The organism is Rhizobium sp. Leaf306, assembly GCF_001423425.1.
Taxonomy (GTDB): Bacteria; Pseudomonadota; Alphaproteobacteria; order Rhizobiales; family Rhizobiaceae; genus Neorhizobium; species Neorhizobium soli.
Genome location: NZ_LMNX01000004.1, coordinates 1 through 19,244, shown reverse-complemented (window position 1 = coordinate 19,244; position 19,244 = coordinate 1). Strand labels below are relative to the sequence as shown.

The following is a 19,244-nucleotide window of genomic DNA, read 5'->3' as shown; positions in this document are numbered from 1 at the left end:
CGTTCCCTTCTTAAGCGGCGGCGACCGCGCGGCCAGCGTCGGTCGCGAGGATCCGATCGAGTGCTGCGGTAAAGCGATCGATCTCGTCCAGCGTGTTGTAATGGACCATCGACACGCGAACCATGCCGCCGTGGTCGGTCAGCTCAAGGTATTCGGCAAGCCGGCGCGAGTGGAAATCGCCGAAGCGGATGGCGATCTTCTCGCCGTCCATCGCCTTGCAGACTTCGCCGGCGTCGCGGCCATCGAAGCGGAACGCGATCGTCGGGACCCTCGTGCTACCGCTGTTCGTCGTCTGGCCGACGATGCGGCAGTCGTTGCGCGAGCGCAAGTAAGCGAGAAGGCGTTCCACCAGCAGGTTTTCCTGGGCGGTGATCGCTGCGAACGCCGCCTCGATCTTCTGGCGCACCGTGCCGGTCTCGCCGGCCTGTTCTCCAAGCGCCGTCAGGTAGTCGACGATGCCGCAGGTCGAATAGGCAAGCTCGTAGTTCGGGTTACCCGGCTCGAGCTTGCCCGGCACTTTGTCCTTGCCGTAGAAGTAATGATAGAGCGTATCGAGCTCGGCCAGCAGATCGTATTTGCCATACATCAGCGCGTAGTGCGGACCATAGGTCTTGTAGAGGCTGAAGACGTAGTAATCGACATCCAGCGCCTGCACGTCGACGGCGCGGTGCGGGGCATAGGCCACGGCATCGACGCAGATCTTTGCGCCACGGGCATGCACGAAATCGGCGATCTCTCTGATCGGGTTGATCGATCCGAGGATGTTCGACACGTGCGTCACGCAGACGAGCTTGGTGCGATCGCTCATCAGCGGAGCAAGGTCGGCGAGATCGAGCGTCAACGTGTCCTTGTTGAGCGGCCAGAACTTCAGCGTGATGCCGCGCTCCTGCAGCCGGTCCCAGGGACCGATATTGGATTCGTGATCGCTGACGGTGACGATGATTTCGTCGCCGGGCGAGAGCTGGCTCTGCATGGCGCGGGCAAGGTTTTGCAGCAGCTGAGTGGTGGAAGCGCCAAAGACGATTTCTTCCGGACGCGAGGCGTTGACCAGGTTCATGGCCGCGGTGCGCGATTCGTAGAGTGCGGCGGCCGCTGCCTGCGAGACCGCGTAGGAGCCGCCGATCTGGACGTTCTTCTCGATCAGGAACGTGTTGATGCGCTCAACCGCACCTTTGAGGATTTGCGATCCGCCGGCGTTGTCGAACAGCGTCCAGCCGCGCGCGAGGCCGGGAAACTGGCTTCGTACATAATCGAGATCGAGTGGTGAAGTGGTGTTCATCCCTGTGGTCCTGCGTTTGTTGTTCTTCAATGATTGAGCACGGCGCGCAAGAAACTGCGTGTCCGTTCTTCCCGAGGATTGTCGAATATCTCGGCCGGCGTGCCGGCTTCGACAAGGCGTCCTGCATCCATGAAGATCACCCGGTCGGCGACCTGGCGGGCAAACCCCATCTCATGGGTGACGATGATCATGGTGACGCCGGTCCCGGCGAGCTTGCGCATCACATCCAGCACTTCGCCCACCATTTCCGGATCGAGCGAAGAGGTTGGCTCGTCGAACAGCAGCACGCCGGGTTCCATGGCAAGCGCCCGGGCAATCGCCACGCGCTGCTGCTGGCCGCCGGAAAGCTGGCCCGGAAACTTTTCCGCCTGTTCGGAAATGCCGACCCGGGCCAGCAGTTCGCGGGCTTTGCGCTCCGCATCTTCAGGCGATGCCTTCCTGACGCGCATCGGCGCCAGCATGACGTTTCTCAGCACCGTCATATGCGGGAAGAGATTGAACGACTGGAACACCATGCCGACCTCGGCGCGCACTTTCGCAAGCGCCGGTCCCGGCGCGACGCGGGTGCCGTCGACGGTGATGGTGCTATCCGGTGAGAAGGCTTCGAGGTGGTTGATGCAGCGGATCAGCGTCGATTTGCCGGAGCCGGAGGGGCCGATGATGCAGACCACTTCGCCTTCGGCTACATCGAGATCGATATCGTGGAGAACGGTGAATGTGCCATAGGCCTTGTTCAGGCGGCGGATCGAAATCAAGGGGCCGGTTGTCTTCGCCATCAGCGTTTCCCCCGGCTGTAATGCTTTTCGAGACGCGCAACGACGGCCACCATCGGCCAGAGCAGCGCGATATAGATGAGGGCAGCCCCGATCAGCGGCGTCGGGTTGGCGTTGAGCGCCTGCGCCTGGGTTGCCTGCTTGAGAAGATCCGGCATGGCGACGACGGAGGCAAGCGCCGTGTCTTTCATGACGTTGATGCAATTGTTGGTGAGCGGCGGAATGACGATCCGGATCGCCTGCGGCAGGATGATGTCCATCATCGTGCTCCGACCCGATAGACCAAGAGCCGAGGATGCCTCGAACTGTCCGTGCGGAATGGCCTCGATGCCGGCGCGAAAGATTTCGGCGGTATAGGCGGCCGAGACGAGCGACAGCGCGGTTACCGCCGACAGGAACGGCGACAGGCGGATGCCGACAAAGGGGAGGGCGTAGTAGACGACGATCAGCAGAACCAGCAGCGGTATCGAGCGAAAGATGTCGATATAGATGCGGATCAGGACCTGAAAGAATGCCGGAGCGTAAAGCCGTGCCACCGCCAGAAACAGTCCGCCGGCGAGACCGACCAGAATGCTGGTGATGCCGATCTGCAGCGTGACGACCAGACCCCAGAGCAGCTGCGGCAGGCTGTTCAGGAAGACCGGTATGTTGAAGAATGTATTGAGAAGGTTCATGCCGGATCGGCTCCCTTGGCAAGCCGACGGAGCGTTTGGCGCTCCGCCGGATGCAATTCAAGTTTGCTCGCGTGAGCCTTACTTGGCCTTCGGCATGTCGAGGACGGCGACGGTCGAGGTCGTGTCTTCGGCCTTGGCACCGAACCATGTCTGGTGCAGCTTGGCGATGAAGCCTTCGCCCTTCAGCGTGGTGATGACGGCGTTGACTTCGGCTGCGAGCGGATCGCCCTTGTTGAACATGATCGAGTATTTCTCGCCGGTCGGAATGCGCTCGACAACCTTCAGCTCCGGCTTGTCTTTGGCGTAGTAGAGCAGGGCCGGGATGTCTGAGATGTAGCCGTCAACACGGCCGGCAACGAGATCGAGCATGGCCGGCTGCAGGCCCTCGAAACGGCGGATTTCGCCGAGCTTGTATTCGCCCTTGTGGCTGTCTGCCCACATGTCGCCGGTCGAGCCCGTATCGACGCCGACGACCTTGCCGCTCATACCCTTGAGGCCGGTGATGCCGGAAGCGGCCGTGACGGTCAGCGACTGGTCGCTGTCGTAATAGGGTTGGGCGAAGGACACCGACTGCAGGCGCTTCTCGGTGATGGTGATCGACGACACCGCCATGTTGATGCGGCCCGACTGGACCGCCGGGAACAGGCCGTTGAACGGCGTGTTGACGAATTCGACGGTCTTGCCGAGGCGCTTCGCGATTTCGTTGACGAGATCGATCTCGAAACCGGTCACCTTGCCGCTGGCGTCTTCGAATTCCCACGGCACATTGCCGATATTGGCGCCGACGGTAAGATCGGCGGCATGAACGCCGATTGCGCCGAGCGCTGTAAACAGGCCGGCGAGAAGAGTGGTTTTGATGCGTGACGCGTGTAGCATTGAGAGAACCCCTTGTTTTTATGATGAGACGCAATCTATGTTGGTCTAACTGGTCAGACCAGTCCGACCAAACAAGCACGGCACTTTGGGCTTTGCAAGATAGGTCGGGGAAAAATATATCTGACAGGCCGCAGGGGCCCAGCTGGAATAGGTTCGCATGCTCAACAAAACGCTCGTTCCGCAGTCGGTGGCCCGCGAAATCCAGACGATGATCCAGGCCGGCCAGCTGAAGGCCGGGGAGAAGATCCCGTCACAGCGTGAGTTTTCGCAAAAGTTCGGGATCAGCCGGGCGTCTTTGCGCGAGGCGCTGCTGACCCTGGAAACGCTAGGCCTTTTGAAGACCGAAGCCGGTCGCGGCACGTTCGTGACGGCGGGTTCGAGCTCGGTCTCGGACGGCGCCATCAGCCAGTCCGGTCACATGGCGCCGTGGCGTTACTCGGACAGCTATTCGGTGTTCGACGTGTTCCAGACCCGCATCCTCTTGGAAGGGGAGATCGCGCGTCTGTCCGCGGGCCGCCTGTCGCAGGCGCAGCTCGAGAAGATGGAAATGGCGACGCAGACGATGGAGGATTGCTGGGCCCGCCAGGACCTGCTCGCAAACGTCGACGCAGATCTCGATTTCCACGGCACGATCGTTTCGGCCTGCGCCAACACGATGCTGAAGGCGCTCTACCAGACGGTGCGCGACCAGGTCACCGAGACGCAGCGGCAACCGATTCCGATGACCGATCCCGAGCGGATGCGACAGTCGATCGCCGAGCACCGGCGCATCATTGCGGCCTTGAGAGCGAACGATGCGGCTTTGGCGAAGAGTGAAATGGAAACGCATATCCGCAACACCGCGCGCTGTGCCGGTCTTCAGCCATAGGCAGGAAGGGGCCGCATCCGGTGGCCGAAGGGTCACCCGGGCGGCAACCCTGGCCGCGGTGGATGCTCTGATAAATTGTGCCTTTGCCCTCTAGTGTCTGTTGCATAAAGGCTTTAGCGTTCTGCTTTTCGGATTCCTCAATGTCAGAGTTCCCCCATGACTGAGCCTTCTCTGTTTGCCCGCGTCGTCGCCTTTATCGGCCAGGGCGCCGTTCTTATTCGTCATTCAGGGGATGGCCCGCGACAGCCGGTGTTCGGCACGACGCCTGCCATTCCGGCCGCAAAGCCGCAGGGCAAGATCCCGACCTTGAAGATGCCGACAGCCAAGGGCTGGGAGGGCGATCACAAGCCGACGGCAGCGGCGGGCCTCAAGGTCAATGCCTTCGCGCGCGGGCTCGTACATCCGCGAAACATGCATGTTCTGCCGAATGGCGATGTGCTGGTGGCGGAATCGATGGGCGAGCGGGGAAATCCGCGCAGCCTCTTCGACCATGCCATGTCCGCGACGATGCAGCGGGCGCGCGCTTCCGGCGACAGCCCCAACCGTGTGACGTTGCTGCGTGACGCGGATGGCGATGGCGTGGCCGAGCAAAGTTTCGCCTATATCGAAAACGTGCGCCAGCCCTATGGCATCGCGCTTGTCGGAGATACGCTCTATGTGGGAGCAAGTGACGCGCTTCTGGCCTATCCTTACGTAGCCGGCGCGACGAAGATCACCGCGCAGCCGAAGAAGTTGATGGATCTGGTGCCCGGCGGACACTGGACGCGCAACCTGATCGTCAGCAAGGACGGTACCAAGCTTTACGTGGCCGTGGGATCGCTCAGCAATATCGCCGACGAAGGCATGGGCGTGGAAGAAAACCGCGCTTGCATTCACGAATACGACCTTCAGACGGGCCAGTCGCGCATCTTTGCCGGCGGTCTTCGCAATCCCGTCGGCATGGCGTTCGAGCCTGAAGGCGGCATGCTGTGGACGGTTGTCAACGAACGCGACGGCCTGGGTGACGAGACGCCGCCGGATTATCTGACATCGGTTCGCGACGGCGGGTTCTACGGCTGGCCCTACTGCTACTGGAACCGGGTCGTGGACGACCGGGTTCCGCAGGATGCCGCAAAGGTGGCATCCGCGCAGCAGCCCGACTATGCGCTGGGCGGCCATACGGCGTCGCTCGGGCTCTGCTGGTTGCCGGCGGGCACGCTGCCGGGCTTTCCGGCGGGGATGGCCATCGGCCAGCACGGGTCGTGGAACCGGTCCAAGCTTTCCGGCTACAAGCTCGCCTTCGTCGCTTTCGAGAACGGCAAGCCCGTGGGAATGCCGCGCGAAATCCTCACCGACTTCCTGTCCAAGGACGAAAAGCACTCCTTCGGCCGTCCGGTCGGAGTGGCTCTCGCCGCCGACGGTGCCGTGCTGATGGCGGACGATGTGGGCGATGTCATCTGGCGCGTCACCGGCGCTTGATCGCGCGACGTAGAACATTTGAGTTGATTGCTGCGTGCCACCCGATGGGTGCGCAGCAATCGCGTTCCGTCGCTGCAGGCCCGACCGCAGCGGCGATGATCAATCCGCAAGCTCTTGCGTCAGGATCCGTCCGGCAAGGCGGGCAATGGCCATGAGGCGGTCCAGTTCCAATCCGCTGCGGGCCTTGGCGGAGAGGCCGGTCATTGTGGTCGAGACGAAATCGGTCACGCTTTCCGCCTTTTCCGGATGCCGCGCTGCGATAAAGCCGCGGATCACATCCTCCGCTGCTGCCTGCAATGCACGGGTCGCCGCGCGTGCCTCCGGATCATCGCAATGGGTTCCCTCCAGAACGAGACAGCCAGCGGTAGCCGGGTCGGACGCATAGCGCCGGCAGGCGTCTTCCAGCACGGCCGCAAGGCATTCGGCAACCGGGCGGTCGGGCCTCAGGATATCAGCAAGCGGAATCGCCGCCGTTAGCGAGTAGCGTTCAAGAACGCGCGCGTACAAGCCGGCCTTGTTGCCGAAGGCGGCATAGAAGCTGGGCGGATTGATGCCGAGTGCCTGCGTGACATCGGCAACCCCCACGGCATCATAGCCGCGCGCATGGAACAGCTTCTGGGCGATCTCCACACCTTGGTCGGCATCAAAACGACGTGGGCGACCGCGGGTACGCGGAATATCTGTAGTCATTATTACAAAATACCTTGACGATGAACCCTGATGATTTATGTAGCAGTCATTACTGTATTTCTCAAGGATCTCAGATGACGACTTTTCAGGGAAAATCCGTTCTGGTTCTCGGCGGTAGCCGGGGTATCGGCGCCGCCATCGTGCGGCGGTTTGCAAACGACGGTGCCAACGTGACCTTCACCTATGCCGGCTCTCGCGCGGCGGCGGATGAGCTGGCGGCAGAGACCAAGACTACGGCTGTTCAGACCGACAGCTCCAGCCGCGATGCCGTGATTGCCCGGGTGCGAGAAAGCGGCCCGCTGGACGTGCTGGTGGTCAATGCCGGAATTGCTGTCTTCGGCGATGCGCTTGAACAGGATCCGGACGCGATCGACCGGCTTTTCCAGATCAATATCCATGCGCCCTATCACGCCTCGGTCGAAGCGGCGCGTCAGATGCCGGACGGCGGGCGGATCATCGTCATCGGTTCCGTCAATGGTGACCGGATGCCCATTCCGGGCATGGCCTCCTATGCGGTGAGCAAGTCTGCCCTGCAGGGACTGGCCCGCGGGCTGGCGCGCGATTTCGGGCCACGCGGCATCACCATCAACGTCGTTCAGCCGGGGCCGATCGATACGGATGCCAATCCGGAAAACGGACCGATGAAAGACCTGATGCACAGCTTCATGGCGATCAAGCGCCACGGTCGTCCGGAAGAGGTTGCCGGAATGGTCGCCTGGCTCGCCGGCCCGGAGGCGGGGTTCGTGACCGGGGCAATGCACACGATCGACGGTGCGTTCGGAGCGTAATCCCGGCATACCCCATCCGGGGCGACATCGCATAAGGCCAGTCGCACGACTGGCCTTACAGCTCTGGACTCAGCAATCTGCGATCTGCTTGCCCAAGTCTTTCAGCGCGTGGGAACAACGGCGCGGGTTTTCGGTTCCTCTCTCTCAGAAAAGAGAGGATTATCGATGACGCAGATCGTTTTCGTGCATGGCATGTTTCAAAATCCCAAAAGCTGGGACAACTGGGTTCGCTACTTCAGCGACAAAGGCTACGACTGCAGCGCCCCGGCATGGCCTCTCCACGATGGCGATCCGAAGGCATTGCGCGACAACCCGCCAGCCGGGCTCGGTGAGCTGAGCCTCGATGCCATCTATGCATCCATCAAATCGGCAGTCGCAGGCCTCGATAAGCCTGTCGTCATCGGTCACTCTGTCGGAGGTCTCATCGCGCAGAAGCTGCTCGCGGATGGCCACGTCTCGGGTGCGGTGGCGATCTCGTCGGTTGCGCCGAATGCCATGCTCGATTTCGACTGGGGCTTCATCAAGAACAGCGCCATCATCACCAATCCGCTGAAGGGTGATGAGCCGGTCTACATGGACGCAAAGACGTTCCATGGCTCCTTCGCCAACACGCTATCGGAAGAGCAGGCGGCTGTCGAGTTCGAGAAGACGGCGACCCACGACAGCCGCAACGTTCTGCGCGACTGCATGGGTTCGTCCGGCAAGATCGATCTCAGCCGTCCGCATGAACCTTTGCTTCTGGTTGCCGGCGAGAAGGATGAGATCATTCCCGCCGATCTCAACGAGAAGAATTTCAAGGCCTACGAGAATACCGGCAGCGTGACCGACTTCCGCGAGTTCCCCAACCGTGGCCACTACATCTGCGGTGAACCCGGCTGGGAAGAGGTCGCCGCCTATATCGACGGCTGGCTTCAGCAGAACCGGTTCGACGTCGACAACCGTATCTATGCTCCAAGCGCGATCTGAGGGACAACCATGACCAATATCAAAGCACGCGGGTTCGAAAGCACCGCTCTTCTCAATGAACATCTCGACGAGTTGGACGACGTCGCCTATGGCGAGCGCGGCGCATCGGCCGGGGCCATGTCCGGCAGCGAAGCCGAAATGGAACGGCTGCGTCGGGAAGTCGTCTATCTGCGCAACCGGATTGCCGAGATCGAAGGCGAGGGCCAGACCCGGCGTGCATTGCCGTCCTCCCAGACCCCAGAAAATTCGTGGGTGAAGCTGATCGGAACCGCCACGGCAACCTTCGTTCTTGGTCGGCTTGCACAACGGTTGCGGCTTGGACCCGTGGGGACGGCTGCCGTTCCGCTGATCGCCGGACAGCTTCTCAGCCGTATCCGCTGAACCACTGACATATTGCACCGGCAGCAGAGCTGCGGCCGGTGCATTCTTTGCATGGATTACGCCTGGTCTGGTGGCTGAACGAAGCCTCCCGTGAAGATAGACAGGCGAATGTGGGAACACTCCCCGTCCACCTTAGTTCTTGGGTTATAATCCAGGAACATTATCGTGCCGACATTCCCATCGCTCATTCTTTCCCGCCGACACATGCTTGCGTCCACCACAGCGGCGCTCGCCGCTTCGGCGTTGCCGGCATTTTCTCAAGATACGACTGTAAAGGCATCCAGTATGGAAGACCCGACGACCAAGTACCCGCAGCCTCCGTTTCAGAAGCAGACCCAGCCATTTCCAGGACTGGCCGGCAAGATGACGCCGAAGCCGGATCACGGTGAGACGTCTTACAAGGGGTCTGGCCGGCTGGCTGGTCGCAAAGCTCTGATCACCGGCGGCGATTCCGGGATGGGCCGTGCGGCTGCCATTGCCTATGCCCGCGAGGGTGCCGATGTCGCGATCAACTATCTGCCCGATGAAGAGCCGGATGCCAAAGAAGTCATCGCCCTGATCGAAAAGGAAGGTCGCAAGGGCATCGCACTTCCCGGCGATCTGCGCGACGAGGCATTCTGCGTGAAGCTCGTCGAAGATGCCGCAAAGGCTCTGGGTGGTCTCGACATTTTGGTCAACAATGCGGGCCGTCAGCAGCAGGCCCAGTCGCTGTCTGATATCACCACCGAAGCCTTCGACGCGACGATGAAGACGAACATCTACGCGATGTTCTGGCTGACCAAGGCGGCGCTCAAGCATCTGCAGCCGGGATCGTCGATCATCCAGACAACGTCCGAACAGGCCTACGATCCGTCCGAGAACCTCGTCGATTACGCCATCACCAAGGCGGCCGGCATGAGCTTCACGAAGTCGATGGCCAAGCAGCTCGGCCCGAAAGGCATCCGCGTCAACGGCGTTGCGCCGGGCCCGGTCTGGACGCCGCTGCAGGTGTCGGGCGGCGCGACGATGGAAAAGCTGGTCGAGTTCGGTGGCGATACGCCGCTCGGCCGACCGGGTCAGCCTGCCGAGCTTGCCTCGATCTACGTCCAGCTTGCCGACAACGGCGCAAGCTTCTCGACGGGACAGATCTACGGTGCTGCCGGTGGCAGCGGGCAACCTTGAACATGAACATGCGCATGAACACCAACGCGAATGCAACACGACCGGAGGTTAGAACGTGAAAGCTCTTACATGGCACGGCAGCGGTGATATCCGCTGCGAAGAAGTAGACGATCCAATCATTCAGCATGACCGCGATGCGATCATCAAGGTCACGAGCTGCGCCATCTGCGGCTCGGATCTTCACCTTTATGGTGGTTTCGTTCCCGGCATGCACGCAGGCGACGTGATGGGCCATGAAACGATGGGTGAGGTGGTCGAAGTCGGCCGCGGAAACTCGAAGCTCAAGGTCGGCGACCGCGTGGTCGTGCCGTTCACGATTTCCTGCGGCGAGTGCCGTCAGTGCAAATGGGGTCAGTTCTCGCTTTGCGAACGATCGAACCCCAACGGCGCGATGCAGGCCAAGCAGATCGGTTATCCGACGGCCGGCCTGTTCGGCTTCTCGGAAATGTACGGCCAGATCCCGGGCGGCCAGGCCCAGTACCTGCGCATTCCCTACGCCGATGTCGGGCCGATCGTGGTGCCGGATGGATTGACCGACGAACAGGTCCTGTTCCTCTCCGACATCTTCCCGACAGGCTACATGGCGGCCGAAAACTGCGACATCAAGCAGGGCCAGACGGTTGCCGTGTTCGGTTGTGGTCCGGTCGGCCTGTTTGCGATCAAGTCGGCGTTCTTGCTCGGTGCAGAGCGCGTGATTGCGATCGACACCGTGCCGGAGCGCTTAGCGCTTGCTCAACAGTCCGGTGCCGAGACGCTTGACTATGCGGATGAGGATCTGCAGCAGCGCATTCTCGACATGACGAACGGTCTTGGGCCAGATGCGGTCATCGAGGCGGTGGGTCTTGAGAGCCATGGCGCCGGTGGCGTGATGGAAACGCTTCAGACCAAACTGTCGGCAACCGAGCGTCCTTACGCGCTCAACCAGGCCATCCTCGCCTGCCGGCCCGGTGGTACGGTCTCTCTTCCCGGCGTGTTTGTCGGTCCGGCCGTTCCGACGTCGCTGGGCGCCTTCATGGGCAAGGGCCTGACCCTGAAGACCGGTCAGACCCACGTTCAGCGTTATCTCGAGCCGCTGATGAAGCTGATCCAGGATGGCAAGATCGATCCGTCATTCCTGATCACGCACCGCATCGGACTTGAGGAAGGTCCGGAGGCCTACAAGACGTTCCGCGACAAGCAGGACGGCTGCGTCAAGGTCGTGATACGCCCGAACGGCTAATCAAATCGAATGGCCTGCGGCATCTGCCGCAGGCCATTCTCTTGTAAGCATGAAGAGGATGCGGCGAAGCACCGGGCATTCAACCGCATTGTCGTTTTGATACCTTGATTTTAACGGAAGATGCCGGTCGCGAGCGCGCGCTGTATGCCGCGCACATCGGTGCCCTTTTTCAGCGTTTTCGCAATCGGGCTGTCGCTACCCGATACCCAGATTTTCAGCTCCGAATCCAGATCGAACGTTCCCGCAGTCTCGACCGAAAACCGGGTGATCGACCGGTAGGGAATCGACATGTAGTCGACCTTACTTCCCGTCATCCCCTGGATGTCGACCATAATGATGCGATACTGGGTGAAGACGAAGAAATCGCGGATGAGTTTGAAGGCGAGTTGCGGCTGTTCTCCATCGATCAGCACGCCATCGAGACGCTTGTTCAGGTCTGCCGGGTCGACTGTCGATCCATGGCCCAGAAATCCGTCAAAAAGGCCCATGATTGCAATCTCCCGGCAAAGGTTTTGGGTTTTTAGTCCTGAAGCGGCTTGATCATCTCGATCACACCACCGGCGTCGATGACGCCGCGAGAGAGATCGGTTCGGCCACGCGCAATTTCAATGACGGTGTAGAGCTTTTCGTCGCGGAACGCGCTGGCGAAGTCGGTGCTGACGCCTTCGGCAGGCGCTGCATCAACTTGCTGGAAGTCAACTTCCTGGCTGGTCGCTACAATCCGTGCATCGCCGGCAGTCCTTGCGGCAACCGTGACTGCGCCCTGCATGGGAGCATTCTGCCACCGCGGATCGTCGCTACGGGCGGTCGGCTCGAGCCTGTAGATGTTGAGCGTTTCGCCGGGCGTGGTCGTCACCGACGCGTCTCTGATCTGGGCCTCGCTTTCGACCGATTGCCCAACCCTTGTCTCGCTGATCGAGGTGTCCGAGAATTTGTCACCGTGGATGTCGTCGATATCAGACATTGCGCTTTTCTCCTGCAAGGTTCCCGAACTGACGGCGGGTTGCACAGTTCCACTGCTCTGCTCGTTTACCGACAAGTGCTGCGATCAGTCGTTCGAGCCGTCTGGTTAAATGCGGAAGGCGACACCATATATTGGCGAGACGGACGAACAGGAGATACATCATGACAACCGAACGCGCAGTTTTAGCAGGCGGCTGCTTTTGGGGAATGCAGGATCTGATCCGCAAGCTTCCCGGTGTCCAATCCACACGCGTGGGCTATACGGGCGGAAGTGTTGCAAACGCGACTTATCGCAATCACGAGGGCCACGCGGAGGCGATCGAGATCAATTTCGATCCGACCAAGACGACCTACCGCGACCTGCTGGAGTTCTTCTTCCAGATCCACGATCCAAGCACCCGCAATCGGCAGGGTAACGACGTCGGCTCGAGCTATCGCTCCGCGATCTTCTTCACCAGTGACGAACAGAAGAATGTTGCCGCTGACACGATCGCCGATGTGGATGCGTCCGGTATCTGGCCGGGCAAGGTCGTGACGGAAGTCGTGCCTGAGGCGGAATTCTGGGAGGCGGAGCCTGAGCATCAGGATTATCTGGTGCGAATCCCCAATGGCTATACCTGCCACTTCCCGCGGCCCAACTGGCGGCTGCCGAAGCGTGCAGCGTAACGGGTCGCCCGATAACATTATCCCGAAACGCACTTGGGCCCGGTGGAAACACCGGGCCCAAGTCGTAATGCCATCCCACTTGGGGACAGATCAGCTTACAGCGAGATCTGGCCTTCGTCGCTGCCGTCCCAATAGCGGATCGTCTTAGCCGTCACGCGGATCATCACGACACCGGGGGTGTCGATCCCCTCCGGGAAATACCGGTCGAGGTCCTTGGTCCAGTGATCCTTGAATGTCGCTTTGTCGGTGATGAGCGTTGCCGAGCCTTCAACGCCGACAAAGAGCGGCGAACCACCCAGCATGCCGACTGCGCCCGTATAGGTAAGGCCGACTGCGCTGTCGGCGCGGATTTCCGCAATCTTTTTCGACTGCTCGTAGGCGAAGAAATAGCTGTCGCCGTCGTACTCGACGTCGCCGTTGTTGCTCATCGGCCGCGAAGTGAGGTTGCCGGATGATGTCGTGGTGGTCAGCATGGCAAAGTCCAGCTTTGCCATCTTCTTCGACAGGTCGTGCAGCGTAAGTTCGGACATGGTTGCTCCAGGTGTTGCTCGAATGGAGTAGGAACTGGCGGTTCTCTCGTTGGTTCCGGTGCGCCAGTCTCGGGCGCCATAGACCGGCATCCGGTCACTTACCTACGTACGTTAACGTACCCTTCCCGGATTGGGCGTCATCGAACGGAACGATGAGCGCAACTGCGACTTGAGTTACCTCTAGTAGGAGGAGACGAGAATGGATGCCGATCTCAGATTGCACCACGAAGTCGTAGCACTTATTCCAGCGCTGAGGCGCTTTGCGATGCGCTTCCATCGAAACGCGACCGATGCTGACGACCTTGTCCAGGAAACCTTGCTCCGGGGCCTTGCGGCGCTGCCTTCGTTCGCCACCGGGACCAACCTCAAATCATGGTTGTTCACGATCATGCGCAACACCCATCATACCGCCTTTCAGCGGGCAAAGCGCATGAGCATCGGAACCGAAAATCTCGAGCACCTCATGCCTGCAGCGTCTTCGCCCCAGGAGTGGGCCATCCGCAAGAGCGAGTTCGACCGGGCATTGATGGCGATGCCGGAGACGTACCGGGATGCCTACAAGCTGGTGATTGAGGACGGCCAGTCCTATGACGTTGCAGCCGACAAATGCAATGTCGCCGTCGGTACGGTGAAGAGCCGGATCAGCCGCGCAAGGCATTTCCTCGCCGCCCAGATGGGCGAGACTGTTTCCACCGTGGCATCGATCTGAATGCCAGATGACCGGATCGCGTCAGGCTGAACACAGTGTCAGCCAGACGACGCCGGTGAAGCAGAAGGCGGTCGAGAACAGGGCGGCGATCGATACGTAGATCGCAACCCCGTTGATAAAGCTGGAGGTCTCGGAAACCGGTGCCTTCAGGCGCGGTCGTAACTGGCGCAGCAGGATGACGACAACCGCCGCAACGCTGGCGACCATCATCGTTATCAACAGCAGCCGGAGCGGCGATGTCCAGGCTCCAAGGTTGCCACTCTGCCAGTCCAGGCTGCAGCCGGTCGCCTGAACCGCGTAGATCGTCAGGAATGCTCCACTCCAGACCACGAACGCCGAGATAGCAAGCAGAAGCGGATGGCGCATCTAGAGGCCTCCTTCGCCGATCAGGCTTTGCAGAGCCAGATAGAAAGCCGCGGCGCAGATGCCTGCTGCTGCCGTATAGTCATGCCACAGCCTGCCAATCCTGAGATCGAGGGAAAGAATAGCCTTCCTGTTTCCGAGGCTCGTCCACAGGGCGTGGGCCGCAAACACGGCGCCGATGGTGCCGTGCAGGGCGGCGTAGATGAAGATCACGAACACGGAGGCGATCGCGGCATGGCCCGACGGCGCGGGGAGGACCAGCAACGCGATGGCGAGGAACAGCCCGGTCGAGATCAGGTGTCCGAGCAGCGCCAGCGCACTGCCCACCATCACCGCCCCGTTGGGACGTGCGGCCAGACGACCTCCGACACAGCTCATGATCACCCCGCCGACCGCGAGCGCCAACAGCTTCACGTCGACGACAAAGCCGGCCGGCGGCCAGTTGGGCGCGGAAACCCATAGGAAAAGGCAGCCGAACAACAGGGATATGTAGAGCGTCGCATCGGCGACGAGCGTGAGCACCATCGCCAGATAGGATGGCGGCGTGCTCGCATGCAGGTGAACCGGCACGCTTAACCCATGCCCGATCGGAACGAGATCGTTTTCGACGGGGAGGGGGTCGCGGCGTGTCCAAAGCCAGAAGCAGGCGATGATGGAGATCAGCGCCAGGGGCGTTGCCCAATAAAGCTTGAACAGCATCATCAGGAAAAATGCGCCTGTGGCGATCGCGGTCCAGAGCGGCAGGTATGTCTGGCGCGGCAGCATCACCACCTGGTCCGGCTCTCCCGTTACCGGATCCACGCCCAGCACTTCCATGCGATCATTGCGCGGCATGCCGAGGTAGCCGCGGCCAGACGCAAGGTAGGGGCCGAGCGTATCGGGATCGAGCAGGTCCGCGCGTTTGTTCACCCTCGGAATGGAAGCGAAGTTGTAGGACGGAGGGGGTGTCGGCATCGCCCATTCCAGCGTCCCGGCCTTCCACGGATTTCGTCTGAACGGCCGACCGAACTTGAACAGAAGGATGAAATCGAGCGCCACCAGCGCAAACCCCATCGCCATGATGAAGCTTCCCATCGACGAGATGAAATTCAGGGTCTCCCATCCGAACTCGGTCGGATATTCGAAGACGCGCCGCGGCATGCCGAGCAGACCCGTCAGGTGCATGAAGAAGAAGGTGACGTTGAACCCGATGAAGATCATCCAGAACGCCGCATTCGACAGGTGTTGAACGGGTTGTTTTCCGGTCAGATGCGGCAGCCAGTAATAGGCCATCGCCAGCATCGGGAAGATAAAGCCGCCGACGAGAACATAATGCAGGTGGGCGACCACGAAATGGGTGTCGTGGGCCTGCCAGTCGAACGGCACCATGGCCAGCATGACACCCGTCAGGCCTCCGATGACGAAGACGAAGAAGAACCCGAAGATATGCAGCATCGGAATGGAAAAGCGCGGGCGCCCATGCGCCATGGTGGCGAGCCAGGCAAAGATCTGGACGGCCGTCGGCACCGCGACCAGCGCGCTTGCCGCCGAGAAGAAGGAGAGCGCCACATGCGGTATGCCGCCCGTATACATGTGATGCACCCAGAGGCCGAAGGACAGAAACGCCATCGAGACGATGGCCGCGACAATCACCCGGTAACCCGCAAGCGGCGTGCCTGAGAGTACGGGCAGAATGGTCGAGATCGCGCCTGCTGCTGGCAGAAATATGATGTAGACCTCCGGGTGACCGAACAGCCAGAAAAGGTGCTGCCACAAAAGCGGATCGCCGCCGCGCGTGGGGTCGAAGAACGGCAGGTCGAAGGCGCGCTCCACCTCGAGCAGGATCGATCCGAGGATGAGCGGCGGAAATCCGACCAGCATCATGGTTGCGACCACGAGCATGTACCAGGCGAAGATCGGCATCCGGTCAAGCGACATGCCGGCGGCGCGGATCTTCACGATCGTCACGATGATCTCGACCGCAGCGGAGAGGGCAGAGATCTCCACGAAAGTGATGCCGAGCAGCCAGACGTCGGAGTTGATGCCGGGAGAATAGACCGAAGAAGATAGCGGCGTGTACATGAACCAGCCGCCGGAGGGCGCAACGCCGCCGATCAGCGCGCCGATCAGGATCATGCCGCCGAACAGGTAGCACCAGTAGCCGTAGGCCCCGAGACGGGGAAAGGCGAGGTCGCGGGTGCCGAGCAGTTTCGGCAAGAGGTAGATCGCCATGCCCTCGAAGAAGGGGATCGCGAACAGGAACATCATGATGGTGCCATGCATCGTGAACACCTGCCCGTAGGTCTCGGCGTCCATGAACACGCTGTTGGCGGAGGCAAGCTGGGTGCGGATCAACATTGCCAGGATGCCGCCGATCGCAAAGAACACGAGAGCGGTCAGCATGAAACGGACGCCAACCACATTGTGGTTGACGGCGGCGAGACGACCCCAGCCGGGCTTTCCAGCCCATAAGCGGTCCAGCGCGCGATGCAGCGCAATCGGGTCGTGCCCGGGCGACGTGGGGTCGGTCATCGGGCGAGTTCCCCGATGATTGCCTTTTCGAAATCGTCAGCCGTGTGCGCCCGCACCTCGAAACGCATGCCGGCATGTCCGGTGCCGCAATATTCCGAGCAGACGCCGCCATATCGTCCGGGTTGGTCGGCGTGGATGCGCAGCCGGTTGGCATGGCCGGGAACGGCATCAATCTTGCCGCCAAGGCGGGGAACCCAGAAACTGTGAATGACGTCCTCGCTTTCGGCGATGATTTCGATGGTTCTGCCCGCCGGGATATGCAGGAGGTCGGTTGCGGTCCGGCTGCCCGGCAGGGACGGGTAGGAGAACTGCCATTGCCACATGCTGCCGACAGCCCTGACCTCCAGCACGTCCTCGGTCTTGTCGCTGCCGCCATTCAACAGAAATTCGCCTTGAGAAAACGCGTAGAAGGTCAGTGCGGTGAGGACGGGCAGGGGAAGAACGAGGCCGCCCCATACAATCCAGCCGCTCTGGGAGAGGCCGCGTCCAAAGCGCGGGTGAAACAGGGTGGCGGCAAAGAGCCCGACGACGAGTGTAAAGAGGACGACAGACCCCCACAGCATCACCCACCACAGCTGGGCAATCGAACCCGCGGATGGTCCGGCGGGGTCGAGCGCCGAGAGGTCGCCGGTGCAACTGCTGAGCGCTGCAGAAACAGCAGCCAGCGCGAGGACGCGGAACCAAGTGCGGACCTGATGGATTTGCCCTGCGAACGGAGGGACGTAATGAAAGACGATACAGAAACGACGAACCCGGTCGTGGCCGATGTCAGGGACAAGGATGCCAGCTCGGCAATTGCCGTCGCCGGGCACCCGCTGCATGCGATGAGCGTGCACTTCCCGATCGCCCTTGCCTTCATAACGCTTGCGGTCGATGCGCTGTTCTGGTGGTCCGCCGATCCGTTCTGGCTGCGGGCCGGTCTCTGGAGTTCCGGTGGCGTCTTCTTCTTCGGTCTCGCAGCCGGTGCTGTCGGCACGATCGAGCTTTTGTCGGTGCCGGGCATTCGCGGCCGCGTCGCCAGCTGGGCACATGCGATCGCCGCGGTGACGCTGATCGCCTGCGCCGGTCTCAACTGGGGTCTGCGGGTCACTGGCGCCGGCGACGTGTTGCCGCATGGAATTCTTGTGTCTCTGCTCACCTGCATCATGACGGGCATGGCTGGATGGCATGGCGGCAAGCTGATTTTCGATCATGGTGTCGGCCTCATGGTATCGGCCAAGGACTGATGCGTTCGGCCAGCGTGCGCAGGCCGCCCGGGCGCATGAATTCGCCGGGCAATTCCAGTCCGATAAACGGTTTGGCGAGTGCGACGAAAACGATTGCTCCGACGACCGCGGTGGTGACGATGGTTGCCGCAACAAAGCGCCAGACGGGATACGTCTCCCCCTCCTTGAAAAGCCGGATGATGATCAGGCCGGTCAGGACATGCAAGATGGCAAGCAGGCCAACGAACAGCAGCTTGATCGAAAACCAGCCAGCAAACGTCTGCTGTCCAAAAATCAGAGCCGTGCCGCTGGCCACCGCCACGAAAGCCGCGGGCGAAATGATCGCCACATAGGCGTAGCGTACGATCATCTGAAGACGGTAAAGCGCATCCTTATCCTTCACATGGGCACGTTGCACGTAAAGGCCCGGCAGGCTGATCAACCCGGCTGCCCAGATGGCAATCGTGGTGATGTGAACGAATTTCAGGAATGCGATGATCAATACCGGCCCAATGCATGACGGATGTGGTGCAAGCGTGCGTAAATGGAGCCGTGTACCCGTCTTTCCAGGACACGAATCTGTGAGGACCTCGTAGCGGCCGTCCGTGCGCGGCGAGATCGAAGGCTGTGGGACTATCCGAGCAACCCGTCGCGCCCGAATTCTTCCCAGCCCGACAGGCCCGCGCCCTCGTTGTCATCAGCCGTTTTTCCAGCCGTCGATTGGCGTTTGGCGGCGGTCTTCAGCGAGCGGGTCAGCTTCGTCTTGAGCGCGGCCCGCCGTCTGTTTTCCGCCGCCATCGCCTTGTCGTCCTCCCGCCACTCGTCGACGGTGCCACCGTCGAGGAGTTCTTCGACGAGGCGTGGATCGAAGACATGGAAGGTGATCTTCTTTGCGCGTCCCGCCAGCCGCACGGTGCGAGTTCCGGCGCTGGGCAAGCGGCCATCGGTGAGCCAGCGAAGTCTTTCGGTCGCGGAAATCGTCAGGATATCCTGGATTTCGCGCGGTATCACGGCGAGGCCTTCGATGCCGACGAGCGCTTGGCTTACAACGCCCGACACAAAACGGAATTCGGTCTTCGACGTCTCGGGCATCGCAAGCACAAGGCTGCCTCCATCGAGATCCAGCAACTTGCGCGAAGCGGCAGGCAGGCGCGCGCGGATCTC

General features: G+C 61.1%; 23 protein-coding genes. 10 read left to right on the top strand and 13 right to left on the bottom strand.

Annotated features, from left to right (window positions below):
* Positions 1-10 precede the first annotated feature (10 nt).
* The 4 genes from ASG19_RS18255 to ASG19_RS18240 all read right to left on the bottom strand — a co-directional run bounded on the left by ASG19_RS18255 (position 11) and on the right by ASG19_RS18240 (position 3,602).
* Positions 11-1,279, bottom strand: a complete 1,269-nt coding sequence (locus tag ASG19_RS18255) for a cysteine desulfurase-like protein (protein WP_062460645.1) — start codon at positions 1,277-1,279, stop codon at positions 11-13.
* A gap of 26 nt (positions 1,280-1,305) precedes the next feature.
* Complete coding sequence (locus ASG19_RS18250) at positions 1,306-2,055, bottom strand: amino acid ABC transporter ATP-binding protein (protein ID WP_062460642.1); 750 nt, start codon at positions 2,053-2,055, stop codon at positions 1,306-1,308.
* Positions 2,055-2,726 (bottom strand): amino acid ABC transporter permease, encoded by a 672-nt coding sequence (locus ASG19_RS18245; protein ID WP_062460639.1) that lies wholly within the window; start codon positions 2,724-2,726, stop codon positions 2,055-2,057. The genes ASG19_RS18250 and ASG19_RS18245 overlap by 1 nt, the downstream gene beginning before the upstream one ends.
* 78 nt (positions 2,727-2,804) lie before the next feature.
* Positions 2,805-3,602 carry a transporter substrate-binding domain-containing protein gene (locus tag ASG19_RS18240; protein ID WP_062460636.1) on the bottom strand — a complete coding sequence of 266 codons (798 nt, stop codon included), beginning with the start codon at positions 3,600-3,602 and terminating at the stop codon, positions 2,805-2,807.
* Positions 3,603-3,759: 157 nt separating this feature from the next.
* Between ASG19_RS18240 and ASG19_RS18235 the strand changes: the two genes are divergently transcribed.
* Together ASG19_RS18235 and ASG19_RS18230 are read left to right on the top strand one after the other, a co-directional pair.
* Entirely contained in the window at positions 3,760-4,470 is a 711-nt protein-coding gene (locus ASG19_RS18235; protein ID WP_062460632.1) for an FCD domain-containing protein, read from the top strand.
* Positions 4,471-4,626: 156 nt separating this feature from the next.
* Positions 4,627-5,928 (top strand): sorbosone dehydrogenase family protein, encoded by a 1,302-nt coding sequence (locus ASG19_RS18230; protein ID WP_062460629.1) that lies wholly within the window; start codon positions 4,627-4,629, stop codon positions 5,926-5,928.
* A 99-nt stretch (positions 5,929-6,027) separates the two neighbouring features.
* On the opposite strand, the gene ASG19_RS18225 is transcribed toward ASG19_RS18230, so the two are convergent.
* Positions 6,028-6,618: a TetR/AcrR family transcriptional regulator gene (locus ASG19_RS18225; protein WP_062460626.1), complete on the bottom strand. Its 591-nt coding sequence runs from the start codon at positions 6,616-6,618 to the stop codon at positions 6,028-6,030.
* 74 nt (positions 6,619-6,692) lie between these two features.
* Here ASG19_RS18225 and bdcA point away from each other — a divergent pair, with 74 nt between their 5' ends.
* From bdcA to ASG19_RS18200, 5 genes are all read left to right on the top strand, one after another.
* A complete protein-coding gene (bdcA, locus tag ASG19_RS18220) occupies positions 6,693-7,406 on the top strand; it encodes an SDR family oxidoreductase (RefSeq protein WP_062460623.1) in 714 nt (237 codons plus the stop codon).
* Between the two features lie 165 nt (positions 7,407-7,571).
* Entirely contained in the window at positions 7,572-8,372 is an 801-nt protein-coding gene (locus ASG19_RS18215) for an alpha/beta fold hydrolase (protein WP_062460619.1), read from the top strand.
* A 9-nt stretch (positions 8,373-8,381) separates the two neighbouring features.
* The gene (locus tag ASG19_RS18210) at positions 8,382-8,753 is read left to right on the top strand and encodes a hypothetical protein (RefSeq protein WP_062460616.1); all 372 of its coding nucleotides are present in this window, start codon (positions 8,382-8,384) and stop codon (positions 8,751-8,753) included.
* Positions 8,754-9,038: 285 nt separating this feature from the next.
* The gene (locus ASG19_RS18205) at positions 9,039-9,914 is read left to right on the top strand and encodes an SDR family oxidoreductase (RefSeq protein WP_062460613.1); all 876 of its coding nucleotides are present in this window, start codon (positions 9,039-9,041) and stop codon (positions 9,912-9,914) included.
* A gap of 55 nt (positions 9,915-9,969) precedes the next feature.
* On the top strand, positions 9,970-11,133 hold the full coding sequence (locus ASG19_RS18200) for a zinc-dependent alcohol dehydrogenase (protein WP_062460610.1): 1,164 nt from the start codon (positions 9,970-9,972) through the stop codon (positions 11,131-11,133).
* Between the two features lie 110 nt (positions 11,134-11,243).
* Here the strand turns inward: ASG19_RS18200 and ASG19_RS18195 are convergent, their stop codons facing one another.
* The gene (locus ASG19_RS18195) at positions 11,244-11,621 is read right to left on the bottom strand and encodes a PH domain-containing protein (protein ID WP_062460606.1); all 378 of its coding nucleotides are present in this window, start codon (positions 11,619-11,621) and stop codon (positions 11,244-11,246) included.
* A 32-nt stretch (positions 11,622-11,653) separates the two neighbouring features.
* On the bottom strand, positions 11,654-12,097 hold the full coding sequence (locus tag ASG19_RS18190) for a hypothetical protein (RefSeq protein WP_062460604.1): 444 nt from the start codon (positions 12,095-12,097) through the stop codon (positions 11,654-11,656).
* 161 nt (positions 12,098-12,258) lie between these two features.
* Here ASG19_RS18190 and msrA point away from each other — a divergent pair, with 161 nt between their 5' ends.
* Positions 12,259-12,762 (top strand): peptide-methionine (S)-S-oxide reductase MsrA, encoded by a 504-nt coding sequence (msrA, locus tag ASG19_RS18185; protein WP_062460601.1) that lies wholly within the window; start codon positions 12,259-12,261, stop codon positions 12,760-12,762.
* Between the two features lie 95 nt (positions 12,763-12,857).
* Here the strand turns inward: msrA and ASG19_RS18180 are convergent, their stop codons facing one another.
* A complete protein-coding gene (locus ASG19_RS18180) occupies positions 12,858-13,292 on the bottom strand; it encodes a pyridoxamine 5'-phosphate oxidase family protein (protein WP_062460598.1) in 435 nt (144 codons plus the stop codon).
* 199 nt (positions 13,293-13,491) lie between these two features.
* Here ASG19_RS18180 and ASG19_RS18175 point away from each other — a divergent pair, with 199 nt between their 5' ends.
* Positions 13,492-14,001, top strand: a complete 510-nt coding sequence (locus ASG19_RS18175; RefSeq protein ID WP_062460596.1) for a sigma-70 family RNA polymerase sigma factor — start codon at positions 13,492-13,494, stop codon at positions 13,999-14,001.
* A gap of 21 nt (positions 14,002-14,022) precedes the next feature.
* On the opposite strand, the gene ASG19_RS18170 is transcribed toward ASG19_RS18175, so the two are convergent.
* Genes ASG19_RS18170 through coxB form a run of 3 tightly spaced genes read right to left on the bottom strand, consistent with a single transcriptional unit; the run spans position 14,023 to position 17,540 of the window.
* Positions 14,023-14,367, bottom strand: a complete 345-nt coding sequence (locus ASG19_RS18170; RefSeq protein ID WP_062460593.1) for a hypothetical protein — start codon at positions 14,365-14,367, stop codon at positions 14,023-14,025.
* Positions 14,368-16,875: a cytochrome c oxidase subunit I gene (ctaD, locus tag ASG19_RS18165; RefSeq protein WP_062460590.1), complete on the bottom strand. Its 2,508-nt coding sequence runs from the start codon at positions 16,873-16,875 to the stop codon at positions 14,368-14,370.
* Positions 16,872-17,540, bottom strand: coding sequence for a cytochrome c oxidase subunit II (coxB, locus tag ASG19_RS18160; RefSeq protein ID WP_280136959.1), 669 nt, complete (start codon positions 17,538-17,540; stop codon positions 16,872-16,874). The genes ctaD and coxB overlap by 4 nt, the downstream gene beginning before the upstream one ends.
* A 60-nt stretch (positions 17,541-17,600) precedes the next feature.
* On the opposite strand from coxB, the gene ASG19_RS18155 reads away from it, so the two are divergent.
* On the top strand, positions 17,601-18,101 hold the full coding sequence (locus tag ASG19_RS18155) for a DUF2231 domain-containing protein (protein ID WP_062460587.1): 501 nt from the start codon (positions 17,601-17,603) through the stop codon (positions 18,099-18,101).
* On the opposite strand, the gene ASG19_RS18150 is transcribed toward ASG19_RS18155, so the two are convergent.
* Both ASG19_RS18150 and ASG19_RS24120 read right to left on the bottom strand, forming a co-directional pair.
* On the bottom strand, positions 18,079-18,582 hold the full coding sequence (locus ASG19_RS18150) for a CopD family protein (protein WP_180215467.1): 504 nt from the start codon (positions 18,580-18,582) through the stop codon (positions 18,079-18,081). The genes ASG19_RS18155 and ASG19_RS18150 overlap by 23 nt on opposite strands.
* Before the next feature lie 131 nt (positions 18,583-18,713).
* Positions 18,714-19,244 (bottom strand): hypothetical protein (locus ASG19_RS24120; RefSeq protein WP_062460583.1); only part of this gene is annotated, 531 nt, incomplete at its 5' end.